The organism is Streptomyces sp. NPDC107654, assembly GCF_055639035.1.
In genome coordinates, this window is record NZ_JBVKBI010000011.1 from 81,792 (window position 1) to 102,498 (window position 20,707).

Annotated in this window: 15 protein-coding genes and 1 pseudogene; 12 read left to right on the forward strand and 4 right to left on the reverse strand. The window is 73.0% G+C overall.

The genetic code is table 11. The annotated features are described in order from the left end of the window. Nucleotides 1-64 precede the first annotated feature (64 nt). A complete protein-coding gene (locus ACZ7N4_RS20910) occupies nt 65-598 on the forward strand; it encodes a PadR family transcriptional regulator (RefSeq protein ID WP_467926294.1) in 534 nt (177 codons plus the stop codon). Here ACZ7N4_RS20910 and ACZ7N4_RS20915 read toward each other — a convergent pair. Then, nucleotides 575-1,411, reverse strand: a complete 837-nt coding sequence (locus ACZ7N4_RS20915; RefSeq protein ID WP_471360028.1) for an oxygenase MpaB family protein — start codon at nt 1,409-1,411, stop codon at nt 575-577. The two genes, ACZ7N4_RS20910 and ACZ7N4_RS20915, sit on opposite strands and share 24 nt — an antisense overlap. Before the next feature lie 98 nt (nt 1,412-1,509). Between ACZ7N4_RS20915 and ACZ7N4_RS20920 the strand changes: the two genes are divergently transcribed. Both ACZ7N4_RS20920 and ACZ7N4_RS20925 read left to right on the forward strand, forming a co-directional pair. Continuing rightward, nucleotides 1,510-1,806 carry a hypothetical protein gene (locus ACZ7N4_RS20920; RefSeq protein ID WP_471359816.1) on the forward strand — a complete coding sequence of 99 codons (297 nt, stop codon included), beginning with the start codon at nt 1,510-1,512 and terminating at the stop codon, nt 1,804-1,806. A gap of 142 nt (nt 1,807-1,948) precedes the next feature. Beyond that, nucleotides 1,949-2,809, forward strand: a complete 861-nt coding sequence (locus ACZ7N4_RS20925; RefSeq protein WP_471359817.1) for a hypothetical protein — start codon at nt 1,949-1,951, stop codon at nt 2,807-2,809. A 123-nt stretch (nt 2,810-2,932) separates the two neighbouring features. Here ACZ7N4_RS20925 and ACZ7N4_RS20930 read toward each other — a convergent pair whose 3' ends face one another. Next, nucleotides 2,933-3,115, reverse strand: coding sequence for a hypothetical protein (locus tag ACZ7N4_RS20930; protein ID WP_471359818.1), 183 nt, complete (start codon nt 3,113-3,115; stop codon nt 2,933-2,935). Nucleotides 3,116-3,725: 610 nt separating this feature from the next. Here ACZ7N4_RS20930 and ACZ7N4_RS20935 point away from each other — a divergent pair. The 3 genes and pseudogenes from ACZ7N4_RS20935 (at nt 3,726) to ACZ7N4_RS20945 (ending at nt 9,342) form a co-directional block, all read left to right on the forward strand. Next, entirely contained in the window at nt 3,726-6,593 is a 2,868-nt protein-coding gene (locus ACZ7N4_RS20935) for a DEAD/DEAH box helicase (protein ID WP_471359819.1), read from the forward strand. Further along, nucleotides 6,590-7,876: an SWIM zinc finger family protein gene (locus ACZ7N4_RS20940; protein ID WP_471359820.1), complete on the forward strand. Its 1,287-nt coding sequence runs from the start codon at nt 6,590-6,592 to the stop codon at nt 7,874-7,876. Before ACZ7N4_RS20935 ends, ACZ7N4_RS20940 begins: the two co-directional genes overlap by 4 nt. A gap of 92 nt (nt 7,877-7,968) precedes the next feature. After that, nucleotides 7,969-9,342: pseudogene (locus ACZ7N4_RS20945) on the forward strand (esterase-like activity of phytase family protein). Between the two features lie 178 nt (nt 9,343-9,520). Here the strand turns inward: ACZ7N4_RS20945 and ACZ7N4_RS20950 are convergent. After that, a complete protein-coding gene (locus ACZ7N4_RS20950; protein WP_471359821.1) occupies nt 9,521-10,975 on the reverse strand; it encodes a fascin domain-containing protein in 1,455 nt (484 codons plus the stop codon). Between the two features lie 153 nt (nt 10,976-11,128). Then, on the reverse strand, nt 11,129-12,295 hold the full coding sequence (gene xylA / locus ACZ7N4_RS20955) for a xylose isomerase (RefSeq protein WP_471359822.1): 1,167 nt from the start codon (nt 12,293-12,295) through the stop codon (nt 11,129-11,131). 154 nt (nt 12,296-12,449) lie between these two features. Here xylA and xylB point away from each other — a divergent pair, with 154 nt between their 5' ends. The 6 genes from xylB to ACZ7N4_RS20985 all read left to right on the forward strand — a co-directional run bounded on the left by xylB (nt 12,450) and on the right by ACZ7N4_RS20985 (nt 20,699). Further along, nucleotides 12,450-13,895, forward strand: coding sequence for a xylulokinase (xylB, locus tag ACZ7N4_RS20960; protein ID WP_471359823.1), 1,446 nt, complete (start codon nt 12,450-12,452; stop codon nt 13,893-13,895). Nucleotides 13,896-13,946: 51 nt separating this feature from the next. Beyond that, on the forward strand, nt 13,947-15,155 hold the full coding sequence (locus tag ACZ7N4_RS20965) for an ROK family protein (protein WP_471359824.1): 1,209 nt from the start codon (nt 13,947-13,949) through the stop codon (nt 15,153-15,155). Between the two features lie 363 nt (nt 15,156-15,518). Next, entirely contained in the window at nt 15,519-17,003 is a 1,485-nt protein-coding gene (locus tag ACZ7N4_RS20970) for an APC family permease (RefSeq protein ID WP_471359825.1), read from the forward strand. A 333-nt stretch (nt 17,004-17,336) separates the two neighbouring features. Next, nucleotides 17,337-18,350 carry an acetamidase/formamidase family protein gene (locus ACZ7N4_RS20975; RefSeq protein ID WP_471359826.1) on the forward strand — a complete coding sequence of 338 codons (1,014 nt, stop codon included), beginning with the start codon at nt 17,337-17,339 and terminating at the stop codon, nt 18,348-18,350. A gap of 332 nt (nt 18,351-18,682) precedes the next feature. Continuing rightward, nucleotides 18,683-19,288 carry an N-acetylmuramoyl-L-alanine amidase gene (locus tag ACZ7N4_RS20980; protein ID WP_471359827.1) on the forward strand — a complete coding sequence of 202 codons (606 nt, stop codon included), beginning with the start codon at nt 18,683-18,685 and terminating at the stop codon, nt 19,286-19,288. 103 nt (nt 19,289-19,391) lie between these two features. Next, a complete protein-coding gene (locus tag ACZ7N4_RS20985) occupies nt 19,392-20,699 on the forward strand; it encodes a GAF domain-containing protein (protein WP_471359828.1) in 1,308 nt (435 codons plus the stop codon). Nucleotides 20,700-20,707: the final 8 nt, after the last annotated feature.

Sequence of the window (20,707 nt, forward strand, 5' to 3'; positions counted from 1 at the left end):
ATACCGAGGTATGCCGTCAAGACAGTATTGGCGTCACGAGGTACCCCTGTTGGACAATGCGGTCATGCTCGAACTCGCCATCCTCGGTTTCCTGTACGACGCCCCGCTGCACGGCTACGTCCTGCGGCGCCACATCGCGGCGCTCACCGGACATGTGCGCCCGGTCGCCGAGAGCACGCTGTACCCGGCGATCAAGCGGTTGGAGAAGGCCGGCCTGCTGGTACGGGCGACCGAGCCCGGTGCCGTCGCCGCGCCGCGCCATGTGCTGCGGCTGACCGAGGAGGGCGGACGCGAGTTGAAGCGCCGGCTGGCCGAGCCCGCACAGCGCGAGATCACCGACGAGAACCACTGGTTCACACTGCTGGCGTTCCTGCGGCACCTGGCGGACCCCGCCGCACAGGCGGCCGTGCTGCGGCGCCGGCTGGCCTTCCTGGAGGAGCCGGCGAGCTTCTTCTACGAGGGCGACCGGCCGCTCTCCGCCGAGGAGCTGGACGATCCGTTCCGGCGCGGTGTCCTCACCATCGCGCGTGCCACGAGCCGGGCCGAACTGGCCTGGCTGCGCGACACCCTGGCGTCACTCGACGGGGTCGGCCGCTGAGACGTCCCGGTGCCGCACCGGGCAGCCGCGCAGCCCGGGGACGGGCCGGGTGCCCAGGTCGGCTACGCGGTAGCCGTTCGGGTAGCCCTTGATCTCCCAGTTCTGGCGGGCGAAATGCGGGCTGCGGCGCGGCGGCAGCAGCCGGACGAGCCGGCCGCGCGTCCGCACGGCGCGGCGCACCAGCGCGGAGGTGGCGGCGCCGGGGCGCGCGTAGCGGAACGCGCGCAGCAGCGGCTCGTCGAGCAGGGCGAGCGTCGCCGTCCGCAGTACCGGTGCGAGCGGACGCGGGTACCAGGAGGCCATCAGGTCCAGGGTGGCGTCGGAGACACGCCGGGCCTCCTCGTCCCAGCCGAAGTGGGCTTCCTCGTAGCTGTCGAGCAGGGCTTCGAACTCCGCGTACGTGCGGGGGGACAGCCGACGCCAGCCGTAGGCGTCGATCCAGCGCCGGGGCATCACCACGAACGTGCTCAGCACGTACCGCATGTCGTCGTCGCTGATGTCGTAGCTGCGGTGCATCTGATTGATGCGGCGGATGGCGGTGCGTCCCTGCTCCGCGGTGAAGCCGTGTTCCACGACGGTGTCGAGAAGCAGCACGGTGTCGTCGTACCGCTTCTGCGTGTGCTCGGTCAGCTCCGCCGTCCGCGCGAGCAGCCGGCCGATGCCGGGCACCGCGTAGGTGCGGTACAGCGCCAGTTCCAGGGCCCGGGTGTAGTCCCAGGGAAACTCGTACGCCACGCTGATCCGGTAGATCTCCAGCGCGTCCGCCACCGGGTCCAGCCGGCGGATCCGGTCCAGCTGCTCGAACCGCTTCACCGCGTCGTCCCCCTTCTGATACCGGATCTCCAACTCTACGTTGTGAAGCAGCAGATGGGCGATCAGTGGTGACTTCGTCCGGGGAGAAGGTGATCGGTGTGTTCGACACGATCCGCAGGTACGCAGGCAGGCTCCGCACCTCCGAACCCGCACGCCCCGTGGGTGCTTCGGAGCGGCGCGCGCACAACTTGTTCGAAGCCGCGGCGGTCTATGTGGCCGCCCGGGCGGAGGACGACCAGGACCGGATCGAGGAGGCGGCGGCCTGGGTGTCGCCGGAGGCGCTCTCCTTCGGCGTGAGCGAGCTGGCCTGCCGGGCGGTGGTGGCGCTGGCCCGGCAGCGGGACGAGTCGCCCGACGAGGTCGCCCGGGCCCTTCTCGGACTGCCCGCCGCATGAGCGGAACTCTCCTCTCCAGATGTGGCCGTTTCGCCCCTGTCCAGGTGGAAACCTGCAGCTCCGCGTGGTGCGCGCGGTCGTGACAAGCGGGCTCCGCTCGCACTAGGGTGCGCGCCGATGGACGACCACTGGGGAGGCAGGGATGGCCGGGACGGACGATGAGGCCGTCGCCGCCGCGGACGATGCGCTGTACGTGCTGACGGCGGTGCTGCTGACGCCGGCGCAGTTTCCGAGCGTGCTGGGCGACGACTACCCGGAGGCGTGTGCGGCGCTGGACCTCGCGCCGCGCGCCGACGGGTACGGCCTGGTGCTGGGCCAGGACGGGGACGGCGCTCGCTGGACGGTCGTCATCGACGACGTCTCGCTGGTCGCCGTGGCGATCGCCTCCTGGGACTGCGGCATGGAGTACGAGCTGTCACCGGACGAGAGTGCGGTCGTGACCGCCCTGCCGGGGTGGCCCCTGGCCGTCGCTGTGGCGGCACCGGGCGTACCGGCTCCGCACGACCCGCCTGCCGAGGAGGCGGACCGGCCGGCGCTGAGCCCTCCGGACACCGCGTCCTGGGGACCGGCCCAGCGTCGGCTGGGCGCCGACGAGATCGCGTTGCAGTGGGCGGCCTGGCGGGAGCAGATCGATGACGCCGACTTCCCCGCGCCGGGTGAGCCGGTGAAGGCCGCACAGGTCGCCGGGTCGGCACCAAAGGCCGCGGAGGGGACCGAGCGCGCTGCGTCCGGCGGCCACAGCGGTGTCCGCCGGGTGCTCGCGGAGGCGCGCGCCTACGTCGACTCGCCTCCGCCGCTCGGTCGGGTGCGTTCGTCGTTCGCCCCGGGCGAGGCTCGCACCCTGCGCGCCGACGGTCCCGGCTGGTCGATCGTGGCCCGTACCGACGACATCGCGTTCGTCCTGCTCGACGAGGAACCCGGTGAGGTCCTGCCGGTGGGCCGGGGCCCTGAGCTGCCGGGACTGCTGGACGCGCTCGACAAGCTGGCCGTACGGCCCCTGTGAGCCGGAGCGACCGGGCGAAGCCTCCCGTGCCGCTCCAGGAGCCGTACCGCGCGCGTCGCGCCCCAGGACAGGGCGCGGTCCGCATCGCCCGCACGGCCGGCCCGCACGTCCCGGGGCGGCGCCTCAGCGGCCGATCTGCTTGCGTCCGGCCCGGCGCAGCCGGCGGCGTTGTGAGGGGTCCAGCGCGAGGTACGCCACCAGTGGGACTCCCACGATGAGCAGGAGGGCCACCCAGCCGGTCAGCCATACCAGCAGGATCAGCCCGGCCGCCGTGGCTCCTGCGGTGATCTTGGAATTCATGGACACGAGCGTCGCCTCCTCCGCGGCCACCGCCGCTTCCTGATCTGAGAACGGCCTGCCGCGAGCCGCGGTTCCGGGTCCCCACCCTGAGACATCCCTGAGGCCTGCCCGTAGGGGTTCCGCCCGAGGGGCGAGGCCGGAGGCGGGGCCAGGTCGGAGACGCACGGGCCGGGGCGCCGGCTGCGCTGCGCCGACGGTCCGGGACGGGCCCAGGAAGCCGGGCGGCGGTGGCCTCCGGAGGATCCCGCCCTGCGCCGGTCGCGCGGCGAACGACCACCACCGCACCGGACCGGACCGCACTCCCAGGCGCTCGCGCCGGGAGACCGGCCGGCCGTGCGGATCGCGCAGCCGACCTGGCACAGGCCGCGAGCGCGCGAACATCCGCCCGTCTGGCACGGTTGCAGGGCCGTGTTCTCGTCGCGCCGGGCAGGCGTGTGGTCTCTTCCTCACGGCTCCGGCCGGTCGCCCCGGCCCGGCGTGACCCAGGTATCCGGAAGCTGGGCGTCCGCCCGTGTCCCCCTCGCCCGGCCCCAACGCTCAACAGTGGTGGGGGACTTCGTGCTGTACCCTCGGCGACTCCGGTCGAGTAGTCAAGTTTGAGGAGTGCGGTAGAGCAGTGCAGACCATTCCCTCGGCACCACCCCCCGACCCGTCCGAACTGGCCCGCTGCTCCGTCGTTTTCCTCCCGTCCGACCCGGCGCGGGAGGGCCGGATCGGTTTCTGGAGACCGGACGGCGGAACCCCGCCCGCATGTGCGGACGGCTCACCGGCCGATCTGGAGTTCGCGGTGCCCGCTGCGGACGGCGGCGTCGAACGCGTCCCGCTGCCCGTGCTCCTGCTCCCGGTCCGCACTGCCCTTCCGCTTCTCACGCGGGCGCGTGCGCTGCCGGGAGAACAGCGGGCCGCTGCCTTCTGGCGGACCGCGTACGAACTGGGCCTGACCTTCCTGGCGCGGGGTCTGCTCCTGCCGGGCCTGTCCCCGGGCGACCACGACGCCTGGCGCGTGGGCCCGCTGTCCGCCGGGGACGCCGAGCTGGTCAGGGAACTCGCCGCGGCCATGCCTCCGGAGGCACACGCGGTGCCGCTCCCGGGAGACGGGCCGCTGCTGCTGCCCGACCCGCAGCGGCTGCTGCTGGCCTTCCTCGACGCGGTCGCCGACGTGCTCCCCCGTTCCCCCGCCGCCCCGCTGCTGACCGGCGGCCCCGCGTACGCGGCGCCCGAGCCGCAGCGTCTGCCGGTGCTGCGGGCGTGGGCCGACGACATCGCCGCCGGGCATGACGCGGGGGTGCGGCTGTCGCTGCGCGTGGAGGCCTCCGGTCTCGACTGCGTCACGCCCGGGGACGGCGCCCCGGTCCGCTTCCGCGCTGTGCTCCAGGTGCACGGCCAGAGCGGTTCGGGGGACGTCATGGATGCCGCCGGCCTGTGGACCGGTGCGGAGGCCGGGCACGTGGCGTCCGCTCCCCGCGCGCGTGCCGACGCGTTGCTGGCGCTGCGCCGCGCCGCCCGGGCCTGGCCGCCGTTGGCGCCTCTGCTGTCCGCCGCCGTGCCCGACGCCATGGACGTGGCCGACGAGGAACTGGCCGACCTGCTGGGCGAGGGCGCGCGGGCGCTGGCCACCGTGGGAGTCGATGTGCACTGGCCCAAGCGCCTGGTGCGCGGCCTGACCGCGCACGCGGCCATCGGCCCAGCGGACGACGGCGCCGCCTCGCCCAGTGTGGCAACCGCGCCGTCGTACCTCTCCGCGGACGCGGGGGTCTCGTTCCGCTGGTGGTTCGACCTGGGCGGGCGGGAGTTGTCACGGAACGAGCTGGACCGGCTGGCGGAGGCCAGGCGTCCTCTGGTGCGGCTGCGCGACGGGTGGGCCCTGGTCGATCCGCGGGAGGCGAAGCGCGCCCGGTCGGAGCGGGACCGCACCCTCGCTCCCGTCGAGGCGCTGGCCGCGGCGCTGACGGGTTCGGCGGAGGTCGACGGCCGACAGGTGGACGTACGGCCCACCGGCTGGCTGGCGGGTCTGCGGGAACGGCTCAGGGTCGGTGAGCCGGCGGACCCTGTCGGGCAGCCACCGGGCCTGGCCGCGACCCTGCGGGACTACCAGCTGCGGGGCCTCGACTGGCTGGCCCGGACCACATCCCTCGGTCTGGGCTGCTGCCTGGCCGACGACATGGGTCTCGGCAAGACGATCACCTTGATCGCACTGCACCTGCACCGACAGACGGACACCTCGGCGGCCGGACCCACGCTCGTCGTCTGCCCGGCCTCGCTGCTCGGCAACTGGCAGCGCGAGATCGAGCGGTTCGCTCCCGGCACGCCGGTGCGCCGGTTCCACGGAGCAGGGCGCGCGCTCGGGTCTCCGGCGGACGGGGAGTTCGTCCTCACGACGTACGGGACGATGCGCATGGACGCCGCGCGGCTGGCCGGTGTCTCCTGGGGGATGCTCGTGGCCGACGAGGCCCAGCACGTGAAGAACCCTTACTCCGCGACCGCGCGGGCTCTGCGCACGATCGGCTCACGCGCGCGCGTGGCGCTCACCGGTACTCCGGTGGAGAACAACCTCACGGAGCTGTGGGCGATCCTCGACTGGTCGACCCCGGGCCTGCTCGGCGGGCTCGGCGAATTCCGCGCGCGCTACGCGCAGCCCGTCGAGGGCGGCCGGGACCCCGTCGCCGCACAACGGCTCGCCCGGCTGGTCGAACCGTTTCTGCTGCGTCGGCGCAAGTCCGACCCGGGTATCGCCCCCGAGCTTCCACCGAAGACCGAAACCGATCACCCGGTGGCGCTCACCTCGGAACAGGCGGGGCTGTACGAGGCGTTGGTGCGCCAGACGCTGGACCGGATTGCGGCCGCCGGCAACATGGAACGGCGGGGCCTGATCGTGCGGTTGCTGACCGGCCTGAAGCAGATCTGCAACCACCCGGCGCAGTTCCTGAGAGAGGAGAATACGCGGCTCGCGGGGCGCTCGGGGAAGCTGGAGCTGCTGGACGAACTGCTCGGCACCATCCTCGCGGAGGGTTCGGGCGTGCTGGTCTTCACCCAGTACGTGCGCATGGCCCGGCTGCTCGAACGGCATCTGGCGGACCGCGGGGTGCCGTCGCTGCTCCTGCACGGCGGAACGCCGGTCGCCCAGCGGGAGGCCCTGGTACGGCGCTTCCAGGCGGGCGAGGCGCCGGTGTTCCTGCTGTCGCTGAAGGCCGCCGGAACGGGCTTGAACCTCACCCGCGCCGAGCACGTCGTGCACTACGACCGCTGGTGGAACCCGGCGGTGGAGGCACAGGCCACCGACCGTGCGTACCGCATCGGGCAGACCCGTCCCGTCCAGGTGCACCGGCTGATCACGGAGGGGACCCTGGAGGACCGCATCGCGGAGATGCTGGGCCGCAAGCGGGAGCTGGCCGACGCCGTGCTCGGCACCGGCGAGGCGGCTCTGACGGAGCTGTCGAACGAGGAACTGGCCGCACTGGTGGAACTGCGCGGGGAGGCACGATGACTCACGACCACGACGGGGACCATGACGGGGACGGCCGGGCGGAGCGGACGTTCGCAGCGCTGCCGCCCGCGCGCGGGCGGGCAATCGCGCAGAGCTGGTGGGGGCGCGGCTGGCTGCAGGCGCTGGAGGACGCGGCCCTGGAGACGGCGGCGGTCAAGACGGGACGCCGGCTCGCGCGCGCGGGCGGTGTCGGCGCGGTGACCGTGCGCCCTGGCCGGGTCACGGCCGTCGTGCGCGACCCCGCAGGTGCGGCCCACCGGGCCGACGTCCTGCTGCCGGAGCTGTCCGACGGGGAGTGGGCGCGGTTCCAGGATCTCGTGGTGGAGCGGTCCGGACACATGGCCGCGCTGCTCGACCGGGAGCTTCCGCCGCATCTGGTCGAGGACGCGGCGCTGGCCGGGATCGAACTCCTGCCGGGCATCGGCGACCTGGAACCGGAGTGCGACTGCGAGGCCTGGGACCACTGCGGACACACGGCGGCGCTGTGCATCCAGGTGGCCCGGCTGCTGGACGAGGACCCGTTCCTGCTGCTGCTGTTGCGGGGGCGGGAGGAAGACGCCTTCCTGACGGAGCTGCACGTCCGCGGCGCCGCCGAGCCGTCCGCGGTGACGCCCGCGGCCGACGGAGTCGACGCGGCCGAGGCGTGGGCGGCCGGCGACATCCTGCCGCCCCTGCCGGAGGTGCCCGGGCTTCCGCGGGCGCCCGGCACGCCGCCGTCCCTCACCACCGGCTCCGTGCCGGCGCCCGGAATCGACGTTGCGGCGCTGGAGCACCTGGCCGGCCGCACCGCTGTGCAGGCCTCCCGGCTGCTGGCCGCGATCCTGGGCGGCGGCGTGCAGGCGGAGGACTGCCTGACGGCCGCTCAGGACGCCGTACGGCTCGCCTGTGGGCCGACTCCCCCCGACGCCGCAGAGCGGCTCGCCATCGGGTCGGGACGTGGCCCTGACGGGCTCTCGGCGGCCGTGCGCGCCTGGCGGCTCGGGGGTGCGGTGGCGCTGACCGTGCTCGACGGGGAGCGGGAGATGGAGGGCGCGGCGCTCGCACGCGCGCGTGCGGCTCTGGAAGGGGCCTGGGAGGCGGACGAGCGGCCGGTGTTCCACCGCGGCGGCAACCGGTGGACCGTCGCGGAGGAAGGCGTTCAGCTGAGGCTCGACGGTGAGGGTCACTGGTGGCCGTATCGCGAGGAGGGAGGCCAGTGGGTGCCGTCGGGCGGGGCGGATCCCGATCCCGCGACCGCACTGGCCTCGGCGCGGCCCGGCACGGCCGAGCCTCGGCGATCCTGACCGGCCGCCATCAGGGACCGGCTCGAGCCGATGAACGGCGGACGCCGGCCGTTCACCCGACCGTCGTACGGCGTTCCTCCGAGGAGCCAAGGGTGGCCGCAGCCCACGACGTTGTCTCCGGAGGCCCGAAGTCACCGCACGCCGCCGGACGGCGCCGCGTCCCCCGTACCCTCGCCACGGGGCTTCCCCTGGCCCTGGCCGCCGCCCTGGTGGCCGCGGGAACGGCCGTGGCGGCACCGTCCGGGGACGCCCGCGTCGTCCGTACGGCGACCCTCAGCGAGGTTCCGCTGGGCGCGTTCAGCAACGCGTGCTGCCCGGCAGCGTGGCCGACGACCACGGGGTGAAGCTCGGCGGCATCGGCAGCGACATCTACCCGGCGGAACGCAGGGGCGAGTACTGGACGGTGACCGACCGCGGCCCCAACGGCCGGATCGAGGTGGACGGCAAGAAGCGCCGGACCTTCCCGGTGCCGGGATTCGACCCCGCGATCGTCAGGATCCGGGTCTCCGGGGACACGGTCGAGGTCATGGACGCGATCGCGCTGAGCCTCCTCCGGAAAGGCCGTCACCGGGCTGCCGAACCAGAAGGGCCGGGACGAGGCGCCGTACACCTACGACGCGGGCACGCCGCTGTCCTACGACCCGAACGGCCCGGACACCGAGAGCATCGTGCGAGCCGGGGACGGCAGTTCGTGGCTCGTCGACGAGTACGGGCTGTCCCTCGTGCACGTCTCCGCGCGCGGGCGGGTGCTCACTCGCTATGTGCCCAAGGGGCCGGCTCTGACCGGCGCGGACTACCCGGTGGTGGAGGCGCTGCCGTCGATTCCGCTGCGCCGCAGGACGAACCGCGGGTTCGAGGGGCTGGCGCGGCTTCCCGGCGGTGATCAGGTGATGGCCCTGCAGAGCCCGCTGTCGCTGCCGGACGCGGACGCCGGGGATGTCTCGCGCACCACGCGTCTGCTGCGCTTCTCGCCGCGTGAGAAGGCCGTCACGGCCGAGTGCGCCTACCGCTTCGACCCCGTCGGCGTGGTCGACCCGGGCGAGGACGACATCTCCGAGCTGAAGATCTCGTCGGTGGTGGCGGTCGGCCGCGACCGGCTGCCCGTCGAGGAGCGCACCGACAGGGCGGCTCGCTTGCAGCTGGTCAGGCTGCGCGACAGGTCCGACATCCTCGGCGGTCCGTGGGACGACGACACGACGTCGCCCTCGATGGAGCGGCTGGCCGACCCGGCGACCGCGGGGGTGCCGGTGCTGTCCAAGCGGCTCGTGGTGGACCTGGGCGAGGTCGCCGGGGTGCCCGGGAAGATCGAGGGCATCGCGCGCGTGGACCACGACACGCTCGCGCTCGTCAACGACGACGACTTCGGGATGACCGACGGGGCGGGCGCCTTCGACGCCCAGGGCCGCCTGGTCGACAGCGGGGTCCGGACGACGGTGGTGTACGTCCGCCTGCCCGGGAAGCTGTGATCGGGTCCGGCGGGCCGCACCGCCCGGACGGACGGCCTACCGGACGGACGGCCGACCGAGCAGAGGGCCGATCGGACGGACGGCCGACCGGCCAGACGATCCACCGGACCGACAACCCTCCGGACCACAACTCACCGAACCGACAACCCACCGAACCGGCGCCCCCCGATGAGACGGGTCAGGAGGTCGTCAGATTGATCATTCTGTGGTCGGACAGACCGCCGTCGACGACTCGGCACGCGTACGTGCGTCCCTGCGGGCCGAAGATGTAGTCGATCTTGTTGCCGCCGTCCGTGGCGGCGCCGGTGTGCGGTGAGGTGGGAGTCGGCTGCCCGCACTCCTGGTGGGCGAGGTAGAGGCTGTCGAGGTAGCCGACGTCCTTCGTGGTGGTGTTGAGATCGCCGCCGTAGTACGTGGTGTAACCGCCGGCCGTGAGGGTGTCGACGTTCTCGCGCATCGTCGCGGCCTGCTTGGGGCGGACGGGGTTGTCGGGGTCGGTGTCGTCGCCGGCCGGGTTGCCGTTGGCGTCGGTGTAGGGACCGCTGCTGAAGTGGGCGTTGCAGTACGCGGATCCCTCGGCCGGCACGACCGCGCAGAGCATGGGGCGCTGCTCCTTGCCGTTCGGTGACGGCAGGACGGTGCCCTGGTACCAGGTGTTGCTGTCAGGCACGGCAAGGGCGATGCCGAAGGCTCCTCGGTCGACGTGGTCGGTGCCGTCCGAGCAGTTCTTCTGGGCTCGGACGACCGTGCCGTCGGATGCGGTGGCCACCTTGTAGTACGTCGGCATGAACCGCACGTCCAAGGGGCCGGCCCAGCTTTCGAGTTTCAGCTCCAGGGGTTTCGCGGACTTCTCGCAGATTTCCTGGAAGAAGATCGCGTCAGGCCGCCGGGTGCCCATGGCGGCGTGGAGAGCGGCAGAGACGTCGTCCGCTACGGTCGCGGGCGGGGCGTACTCCAGATCGCAGTCGGGGTCGGGGTTGTTGTTGGCGCAGACGTTCCAGGAGACGACGTCGCGCGCCCGCGGCGCCTGGGCGGTGGGCGCGGGCATGTTCGCGGTGTAGGCGCCCTCCGGGCCGATCCGCTCCAGGGTGAAGCGCTCCCAGGAACCGAGGCCGGCGGGATCGGAGACGGACGTCCGCGCGCGCAGCAGTCCGTAGTCGGGGTAGCTGCCGAGTTCCGCGGCCACGTACTTGCCGTTGTGGGCCAGCAGTCCGAACGCGCCGCCGGACAGCGGCGTCAGCTTGAAGCGTTCCCAGGATCCGGTGGCCGTCCCCCGGGTGCGCAGCAGGGACCCGCTGGCGTCGTCCTCCGCCGTGACGTAGTTGCCCGTGGCCTCGGAGCGGAAGCTGACCGTCGTCCCGTACTTCTTCACCTCCGCCACATAGTCGGTGTGCAGGGTGAACAACTCCCACCCCTTGGCCTCGGTGGCGTCCGGGTCGGCCCTCAGTTTCATGTCACCGTTCGGCCCCGCGGAGACGGACACGTAGTAGCCGTCGACCTTCAGCGCCCACCGCTGGCCCGCGGACGACGGGGGCACCGCGGTGTCGGCCGCGGCTGACGGTGCGGCCAGCGTCACAACGGCGCCGACGGCGGTGAGCACCGCCGCCAGCACCAGCCGTATTCGCTTGATCATGCTTGATCCCTTGTGAACGCTCCGCACCTGTGCGCGGATGTGAACGCGGGGTGAATTCAAGCATGATCAAGAAACTGGGAGCATGTACATGCCCTCCGCTTCCGCCTCCTACCGCGCGCGTGGGGACGTTTCGCCCGCCACGCGCGCGTGCGGTCAGCCCCGCGCCCCCAGCAGGTGGTCCATCGCCAGCTGGTCGAGGCGTTCGAAGGCCATGCCGCGCGCGGCGGCCGCCTCGACGTCGAAGTCCTCGAAGGCCGCGCGGTCGGAGAGCAGGGCCTGCAGGCCGTCGGCCGCGGTCGGCTGGGCCAGCTCGTCGAGTCTTGAGGCGCGCAGCGCCTCCTGCACCTCCGGGTCCGCGCGGAAGGCGGCCGAACGCTCTTTGAGAATGAGGTAGTTGCGCATGCAGCCGGCCGCGGAGGCCCATACGCCGTCGAGGTCCTCGGTCCGCGGCGGCTTGAAGTCGAAGTGGCGGGGCCCTTCGTAACCGGCGCTCTCCAGGAGGTCGACGAGCCAGAAGGCGGCCCGCAGGTCGCCCGCGCCGAACCGCAGGTCCTGGTCGTATTTGATCCCGGACTGGCCGTTGAGGTCGATGTGGAAGAGCTTGCCCGCCCACAGGGCCTGCGCGATGCCGTGCGGGAAGTTCAGGCCGGCCATCTGCTCGTGGCCGACCTCCGGGTTGACGCCGTACAGCTCGGGCCGCTCCAGGCGTTCGATGAAGGCCAGCGCGTGCCCGACGGTGGGCAGCAGGATGTCGCCGCGGGGCTCGTTCGGCTTGGGCTCGATGGCGAACCGCAGGTCGTACCCCTGGGAGACGACGTACTCGCCCAGCAGGTCGAAGGCCTCCTTCATCCGGTCCAGGGCGTCTCGTACGTCCTTGGCGGCCCCGGACTCGGCGCCCTCGCGACCACCCCACGCGACGTACGTCCTGGCGCCGAGCTCGGCCGCCAGGTCGATGTTGCGGATCGTCTTGCGCAGGGCGTAACGACGCACGTCGCGGTCGTTGGCGGTGAACGCGCCGTCCTTGAAGACGGGGTGGGTGAAGAGGTTGGTGGTGGCCATCGGGACGGTCATGCCGGCGGCGTCCAGGGCCTGCCGGAACCGCTTGACGTGCGACTCGCGCTCGGTGTCCGAGGAGCCGAAGGGGATCAGGTCGTCGTCGTGGAAGGTCACTCCGTGGGCGCCGAGCCCGGCCAGGCGCTGCACCGTCTCGACCGGGTCGAGGGCACGGCGGGTGGCGTCGCCGAACGGGTCCCTTCCCTGCCAGCCGACGGTCCACAGGCCGAAGGTGAACCTGTCCTCGGGGGTGGGCTGGTAGCTCATGCCGTGGCTCCTTGCTGCGTACGACTATTCGTCATGGCGGTTTACAAATTAGTATGCGGACGCACCGCTGGGAAGAGACAAGATGTCTTCGACAGCAAGGTGTCTTCGACAGCCCACCGCACGTCCCGCGGAGCCGCGGAAGAGGGAGAGCCCGATGTCAGCAGCCGAGGGTCCGCTCGTCGTCGGGGTGGACACGTCCACCCAGTCCACAAAGGCGCTGGTCGTCGACGCGACCACCGGTCAGGTGGTGGCGAGCGGCCAGGCCCCGCACTCCGTGACCTCCGGAGCGGGCCGTGAGAGTGATCCGCGTCAGTGGTGGGACGCCCTGTGCGCGGCACTGCGCCAGTGCGGTGACGCGGCGCACGAGGCGGCGGCGGTGTCGATCGGCGGCCAGCAGCACGGCCTGGTCACCCTCGACGAGCACGGCGAGCCGGTACGTCCGGCGCTGCTGTGGAACGACGTCCGCTCGGCACCGCAGGCCCGCCGTCTGGTGGAGGAGCTGGGCGGCCCGAAGGCCTGGGCCGAACGCACCGGCAGCGTGCCCGGGGCGTCCTTCACGGTGACCAAGTGGGCGTGGCTCGCCGAGCACGAGCCGGAGGCGGTGCGCGCGACCCGGGCGGTACGCCTCCCCCACGACTACCTCACCGAGCGCCTGACCGGGCAGGGCACGACCGACCGCGGCGATGCCTCCGGCACCGGCTGGTGGGCGTCCGGGACGGAGGCGTACGACGAGGAGACCCTCGCGCACGTCGGACTCGACCCGGCGCTGCTGCCCCGGGTGGTGCGGCCCGGCGAGGTCGCCGGCACCGTACGCGACAGCCACGACCTGCCGTTCTCCAAGGGCACGCTGGTGGCTCCGGGCACCGGCGACAACGCGGCGGCGGCGCTGGGCCTCGGCCTCAGGCCCGGCACCCCGGTGCTGAGCCTCGGCACCTCCGGTACCGTCTACGCCGTCTCCAGGCGCCGCCCCACCGACCCGACCGGCACAGTGGCGGGCTTCGCCGACGCGCGCGGGGACTGGCTGCCGCTCGCCTGCACCCTGAACTGCACCCTCGCGGTGGACCGCGTCGCCGCCCTGCTGGGCCTGGACCGGGAGGCCGTGGAACCCGGCGGCTCGGTGACCCTCCTGCCGTACCTGGACGGCGAGCGCACCCCGAACCTGCCGCACGCCTCCGGACTGCTGCACGGGCTGCGCCACGACACCACCGCCGGCCAGCTGCTGCAGGCGGCCTACGACGGCGCGGTGCACGCACTGCTCGGCGCCCTCGACCTGGTCCTCGACGAGGACGCGGACCGCGGCACCCCGCTGCTCCTGATCGGCGGAGGGGCCCAGGGGACGGCCTGGCAGCAGACGGTGCGCCGGCTGTCGGGCCGGCCCGTCCAGGTGCCGGAGGCCAGGGAACTGGTCGCCCTGGGCGCGGCGGCACAGGCGGCCGGGCTGTTGACCGGCGAGGACCCGGCGGGAGTGGCCCGCCGCTGGAACACGGCCGCGGGCCCGGTCCTGGAGGCCGTGGAACGGGACTCCGCGACGCTCGACCGGATCACCGGGGTACTCTCCGACGCGGCCCCGCTGCTGGAGCGGGACCCGAACACCCAGTGACCAGGCCGCCCGCCTCCAGCCGGGCGGCAGACACCGAGGATTGACGGAGGCATGACCGCACCGCTGCACGAGGCGCGTCCGCCGGGCGCCGGGCGCTCCCTGCCGGACACCCAGCAGGGCATGCGCCGGCGCAACCTCGCCCGGGTGCTGCACGCCGTCAGCGCCGAGGGCTCACTGTCCCGGGCCGCGGTCGCCTCACGGATCGGGCTGACCCGGGCGGCCGTGTCGACGTTGGTGGACGAGCTGATCCGCTGGGGGCTGCTGGAGGAACTGGGCCCCGAGCGGCCGGGCCGGGTGGGACGCCCCGGATCGGCGCTCGCGGTCAGCGGCCGGGGTCCGGCCGGGATCGGCGCGGAGATCGGCGTCGGCCATCTCGCGGTGTGCGCGGTCGACCTGCGCGGCGAGGTCCGGGCGCGGGCCGTACGGCACGGCGCCAACCGCGGCCGGGCGGCCGGGCCCGTGATCGAGGAGCTGACGGAGCTGATCCGCCGGGTCGTCGCGGAGGCGGAACGGGCGGGGCTCTGGCCCGCCGGGCTCGCGGTCGCCGTGCCCGGTCTGGTGGCCCGGGACGGACGGACCGTCGTACGGGCCCCGAACCTCGACTGGCACGACACCGACCTCGGCCCCCTGCTCCCCGGCGACTGGCCGCTGACCGTGGACAACGAGGCCAATTTCGGAGCGCTGGCCGAGTTGTGGCTCGGTGCCGGCACCCCCGGTGACTTCCTGCACGTGTCGGCCGAGATCGGCATCGGTGCGGCCGTGGTCGTCGACGGCACACTGCTGCGGGGGACCCGGGGATTCGCGGGCGAGCTGGGCCATGTGCCCGTACGGCCGGACGGTCCCGCCTGCCCGTGCGGCGGCCGGGGCTGCCTGGAACAGTACGCGGGTGAGGACGCGGTACTGCGCGCGGCCGGGCTGGAGCCGCGCGAGGATCTGGTGGGCCTGCTCGCGGAGCGCGCGGAGGCCGGCGACGAGGGGGTACGGGCGGCTCTGCGGGACGCAGGTACGGCGCTCGGGATCGCCCTGACCGGGGCGGTGAACCTCCTCGACCCCGAGACCGTGGTCCTGGGCGGGGCCCTGGCCGGCCTCTCCCCCTGGCTGCTGCCGTCGCTCGAGGCGGAGCTGGCGGGCCGCACGGCGGGCCCGGCCTGCCCGTTGGCGGTGTCCGCGCTGGGCCCGCAGGGCCCCCTGCTGGGTGCCGCCCACTCCGTCGTACGAGCGGTGCTGGACGACCCGGCGATGGTGGCGGAACGGTCCTGAGCGACCGGCTCGCCGCGCGCCGAGGCCGTGCCCCCACGGTCCCGTGCTTCGCCCGATCGGGTGGTCAAGTTATCCACAGGCCACGACTTGTCCACGGAACCGCGGCACGCCCTTCTGCCCAACCGGCCCGAGCCGTACCGTGATTCACGCGGGGCGCAGCCGACGGACCGTCACGAACGACCGACAGCCAGACATGTACGGCCGACACCCCGTCATGCTCCGTCGGCAGCCGTCGATATCGCCGACGGGCTTCATGGCACGGCGGACGGCTCGTCACGCACGGCCGGGCGGCGGGCGCTCGCGGAATGAGGGAAACGCGCAGGCGGCAGGTGGCAGCGGACTGACACGCACCAGGGGGAGCACATGAACGAGGAGCCGACCGGGGCACTGCGGCGCGACGCGATCGGGTTGCGGGAGGTGCTGTTCCAGAGCATCACGGCGATGGCGCCGGCCGCCGCGGTGGCCGCGTCGATTCCGTCCGGCGCCGCCTTCGCGGGCGGCAGCCTTCCCCTGGCGGTACTGGTCGCCATGGTGGCCTGCCTGTTCACCGCCTCCTGTGTGGCGGAACTGGCCCGCGAGCTGCCCGCGGCGGGCTCGGTGGCGACATACGCGGCCCGGGGCCTGCACCCGGCCGTCGGCTTCCTCGTCGGGTGGGCCTACGTCTTCGTGGAGATGCTGGTGCCACCACTGCTGCTCCTGCAACTGGGCTTCACGGCGGCGGCCACGCTGCACGAGGAGTGGCCCGCGTATCCCGCGGACCTGTGGTGGCCGTGGGCACTGGCGGGAACCGCGGTGATCGCCGTGGCCGGCTACCTCGGCGTCCGTGCCTCGGCCCGCTTCGGCACCGTCCTCGGTGTCTTCGAGATCCTCGTCCTCCTCGTGTTCGCGGTGCTGCTCATCGGCAAGGCGGGCAGCGCGAACACCGTGTCGGTGTTCGGCACGGCGCACACCGCCGACGGATACACGGGGGCCGCCGGGGTGTTCGCCGGGTCCGTGTACACGGTGCTGGCGTTCGCCGGGTTCGAGGCGGCGGCGCCGCTCGCCGAGGAGACCCGCGACCCACGACGGACCATGCACCGCGCGGTCCTGGGCGCGGCCCTCGGCATCGGCCTGTTCTATGTGCTCACGACCTATGCGATGAGCGTCTACTACGGCCCCGACCGGTTCGCCGAGTTCGGTGCCTCGGGCGCGGCCTCCTGGGAGGGCGTCGCCCGGGCCTCCTTCGGTCTGTTCTGGGTGCTGGTGTTCCTCGCGGTGGTCAACTCCACTGTCGCGAACGCCAACGCGTGCGCGAACGTCTCGACCCGCACCGCCTTCGCCCTGGCCCGCATCCGAGTCCTGCCCGGCCTGCTCGCCACGCTCCACCCCCGGCACCGCTCCCCCGTGGCCGGCATCGCCGTGCAGACCGTCGTGGCCGTCACGGCAGTGCTGGGACTCGGCTTCGCCTACGACCCCGTGACCGCGTTCCTGCTTCTCGCCACGGTGATCGTCACGGTCGTCGTCGGCGTCTACATCGTCGTGAACCTCTCCTGCACCGGGCACTTCCTGCGCCGTGGCCGGGCCGTCTTCAAGCCGGTACGGCACCTGCTGTTCCCGGTGCTGGGCATCACCGCTTTCATCCCCGCCCTGCTGACGGCCGCCGGCCTCCCGGTGTTCGACTTCGTGACGGAACTGACGGCTCCGGTGTCCTACGCCGGCCCGGTCGTCAGCGTCTGGATGGGGGTGGGCGTGCTCGTCCTGCTGGTGCTCGTACGACGGCATCCCGAGCGCATAGCCGAGACCGCGCGGGTGCACCTCGACGCGTACGACCCCGGCGCCGACCGGCAGAGCGGGACCGTCCCGCGCTGACCCGCCGAGGGCAGAGCGGGAGCGTGCCTGGCTGAGCAGCGGTCACAGCGGGGCCGTCCACACCGCGTCCGGCCTCGTTCCGGAGCCAGGCCGACCCGCCCCGGCCAGCACCCGGTCGCGCCCTCGGTCAACCCCCGTCACCACCACGACCAGCCCCCCAGTCGCCGCCTCGGCCAACTCCCCTCACCTCATCGACCAACCGCGCCCACCGCCTCGACCAGCACACCAGCGCTCAACCAACCCCAGTCACCGCCCTGGCCGGTCGGCTCCACGACACCGGCCGACCCGGTCCACCGATCTGACGACCCGCCCCATGAAGGGAGCCACCCCACGATGGCCGAGCCCCGTATCCTCACCGTGCGTCCGGAACCCGACCAGTACGCCTGGACGTTCGGCGGAGCAGCACCCCTGGCACGGATCGCTCCGGGCACCGTCCTCGACCTGTACACGGAGGACTGCTTCGCCGGCCGGGTCCGCTCCGAGAAGGACCTCGTGTCCGAGGTGTGCGAGTTCCCCTACCTCAATCCGCAGACCGGCCCCTTCCACATCGAGGGCGCCGAGCCCGGCGACACCGTGGCCGTGCACTTCGTGTCGATCGAACCGGCCCGCGACTGGGCGGCGTCCACGACCGTCCCCCTCTTCGGCGCCCTCACCTCCACCCACACCACGGCCACGTTGCAGCCACCGCTGCCGGAGCGCGTCTGGATCTGGCAATTGGACCGGGCTCGGCGGACCGCCCTGTTCGAGGCGCGGGACAGCGACATCCGGGTGGAGCTGCCCCTGGATCCGATGCACGGCACGGTGGGCGTGGCACCGGCCAACCTGGAGGTGCGCTCGGCCCTGGTGCCGGACGCGCACGGCGGAAACATGGACACGCCCGAGATGCGGGCCGGCGTCACCTGCTACCTGGGCGTCAACGTCGAGGGCGCCCTGCTCAGCCTGGGCGACGGGCATGCCCGGCAGGGGGAGGGCGAGACCTGCGGGGTGGCCGTGGAGTGCGCGATGAACACGGTGGTGGTCGTAGACCTCCTCAAGGACGTCGCCACGCCGTGGCCCCGGCTTGAGTCGGACACGCACATCGTCTCGACCGGATCGGCCCGCCCGCTGGAGGACGCGTTCCGGATATCCCAGCTCGACCTCGTGCGGTGGCTGGTGCGCGACTACGGGTTCAGTGAGCTGGACGCGTACCAGTTCGCGACCCAGGCCGTCGAGTCGCCGTTGGCCAACGTGTGCGACACCAACTACACGTGCGTGGCCAAGCTCCGCAAGGAGTGGCTGCCCGCCCGGGAGACGTACCGCGGTGTGCACGCACGGCTGCGGGAGACGGCGCGGGTCCTGTGCGGCTGACGTCTCCGCCGATCCCTGCGCCGTACAGCCGCCGCTCCCCGACGACTTCCGAAGCATCGCAACGGCCTTCCGAAGGCATCACAACGCACCGTCAAGGTCGAAGCGAACGCACGCCAAGGTCTCAGGAACGCACCGTCAAGGGCTGACGAACGCACCGTCAAGAGCTCACGAACGCACCGTCAAGAGCTCACGAAGCACCGCCACGGCCACACGAAGACAGCCCCACGTCACCCGCAGGGCATCCGCGGCGGCCTGGCGAACGCACCCCGAAGGACATTCCGAAAGGCACCCGAAAAGGCACCCCGAAAAGGCTTACCGAAAGGCATCCCGCCATGGACAAAGACCGGACCGCACCGCGGCTCAGCCGGCGACGGCTGCTGAAGGGCGCGGCGCTCGCCGCCGTCCCCTACGCCCTGCTTCCCGACCCGCGTGCCGGTGCTCAGACCGGGTTCGTCGACTACCCGCTCGCCGAGTGGCGGCCGGCGAGCGGCTCCAACTACACGGTGGCCGGCCGGCCCGGCGACTACGCCATCGACCGTGTGATCATCCACGTCACGCAGGAGACGTACGCCGACGCGCTGGCGATCTTCGCCAATCCGCAGAAGAAGGTCTCCGCGCACTATCTGGTCCGCTCGGCGGACGGGCATGTCGCCCAGTGCGTGCATGAAGCCGACATCGCCTGGCACGCCGGTAACTGGTCCTACAACACACGCAGTATCGGCGTCGAGCACGAGGGCTGGGTGGACCAGCCCGCCTACTTCACCGACGCCCTCTACGAGGAGTCGGCGAAGCTCACGGCGGCGATCTGCACGGCGTACGGCATCCCACGGGACAGGGAGCACATCATCGGCCACTACGAGGTGCCCGGCACCGACCACACCGACCCGGGGCCGCACTGGGACTGGGTGCGCTACATCAGACTGGTCAACTTCGCCTGACCGAGAGGAGTGGCTTGTCCCACCGGTTGTTCCCGCGAACACGCGGGGTGACGATGGTCGGGGCCGCCGTGGCACCGCCGTTCCACCGTCCGGGGAGGCCGAGTTGACCGATCCGTGGGTTGCCCTGGAGCCCGGGGCCGACCCCGCCGAGCGGGTCCGGGCGCTGCGCCGTGCGCACGAGACGTTCACCACGGTGGGGACGGTGCCGCGCCCGGTGCGGCCGGTGGTGGCGGAGTCGTGGCGGCGCAGCGCGCGGGCGGGTGTCGGGCCGGACGGCACCGCCTGTGTGGAACTGACCGACGGCGACCTCGGCGCCTACCGCGCGGAGCACCCCCTGGCCCAGGTGATGCCCCTGTTCCGGGAGCTGATGGGCACGTTCGCGGCCGACGGGGAGCATCTGCTGGCGGTGTGCGACGCGCACGGCAGACTGCTGTGGGTGGAGGGGCATGCGGCGACCCGGCGCCGCGCGGACCGGATGAACTTCGTCCCGGGGGCCCGCTGGTCGGAGAGCGCGGTCGGCACCAACGCGCCGGGCACCGCGGTGGCCGTGGACCGGCCCGTGCAGGTGTTCGCCGCCGAGCACTTCATACGGCGGGTGCAGCCGTGGACGTGTGCCGCCGCTCCGGTGCACGATCCGCGCACCGGACGGGTGCTCGGAGCCGTGGACATCACCGGCGGGGACGGACTCGCCCATCCGCACAGCCTCGGTTTCGTGCAGGCGGTGGCTCGGGCGGCCGAGGCACAGCTCGCCCTTCTCGCCCCGCCGGGCTGCGCCGGGGAGGGGCCGCTGCTCAGCGCGCTGGGCCGGGACGAGGCCGAACTCGCCGTGGAAGGAGGGAGGATCAGGCTCAGCCGCCGGCGCAGCGAGATCCTCGTGCTGCTGTCGCGCCATCCCGAGGGCCTGAGCGGGGACGAGCTGCTGTGCGCGCTGTACGCGGACGAGTCGGTGACCCCGGTGACGTTGCGGGCGGAGCTGGCCCGGCTGCGCAGGCTGCTGGGGCCGGAGCTGCTCGCCTCACGGCCGTACCGGCTGACGGCCGCGGTCGAGTCGGACGTCACCGTGGTCGAGCGGCGGCTGGAGACGGGCGGGCTCACCGCGGCGGTGAAGGCGTACGCCGGGCCCCTGCTGCCCGGTTCTCAGGCCCCGGCGATCGTCCGGCTGCGGGAGCGGCTCGCGGGTGCGCTGCGCACGGCACTGATCGCGCACCGCGATCCCGACCTGCTGGCGGACTGGGCGCACGCGCCGTGGGGCGAGGAGGACATCGAGGTGTGGCGGGCCCTCGCCGTGGTGCGTCCGACGGCACCGGTCCGTGCCCGGCTCGCCGCGCTGGAGGCCGAGCTGGCGGTACCGGCCGGGCGGGCACCGGCGCGGGCCCGCGGTGCAACGTACTTGCAACGTCCGCCCGCCTAGCCTCGCGG

Bases quoted from the DNA above. Each gene is read 5' to 3' on its own strand.
- ACZ7N4_RS20910 (WP_467926294.1), top strand. From the start codon at position 65: ATGCTCGAACTCGCCATCCTCGGTTTCCTGTACGACGCCCCGCTGCAC.
- ACZ7N4_RS20925 (WP_471359817.1), top strand. From the start codon at position 1,949: ATGGCCGGGACGGACGATGAGGCCGTCGCCGCCGCGGACGATGCGCTG.
- ACZ7N4_RS20940 (WP_471359820.1), top strand. From the start codon at position 6,590: ATGACTCACGACCACGACGGGGACCATGACGGGGACGGCCGGGCGGAG.
- ACZ7N4_RS20950 (WP_471359821.1), bottom strand. From the start codon at position 10,975: ATGATCAAGCGAATACGGCTGGTGCTGGCGGCGGTGCTCACCGCCGTC.
- xylA (WP_471359822.1), bottom strand. From the start codon at position 12,295: ATGAGCTACCAGCCCACCCCCGAGGACAGGTTCACCTTCGGCCTGTGG.
- xylB (WP_471359823.1), top strand. From the start codon at position 12,450: ATGTCAGCAGCCGAGGGTCCGCTCGTCGTCGGGGTGGACACGTCCACC.
- ACZ7N4_RS20965 (WP_471359824.1), top strand. From the start codon at position 13,947: ATGACCGCACCGCTGCACGAGGCGCGTCCGCCGGGCGCCGGGCGCTCC.
- ACZ7N4_RS20970 (WP_471359825.1), top strand. From the start codon at position 15,519: ATGAACGAGGAGCCGACCGGGGCACTGCGGCGCGACGCGATCGGGTTG.
- ACZ7N4_RS20975 (WP_471359826.1), top strand. From the start codon at position 17,337: ATGGCCGAGCCCCGTATCCTCACCGTGCGTCCGGAACCCGACCAGTAC.
- ACZ7N4_RS20980 (WP_471359827.1), top strand. From the start codon at position 18,683: ATGGACAAAGACCGGACCGCACCGCGGCTCAGCCGGCGACGGCTGCTG.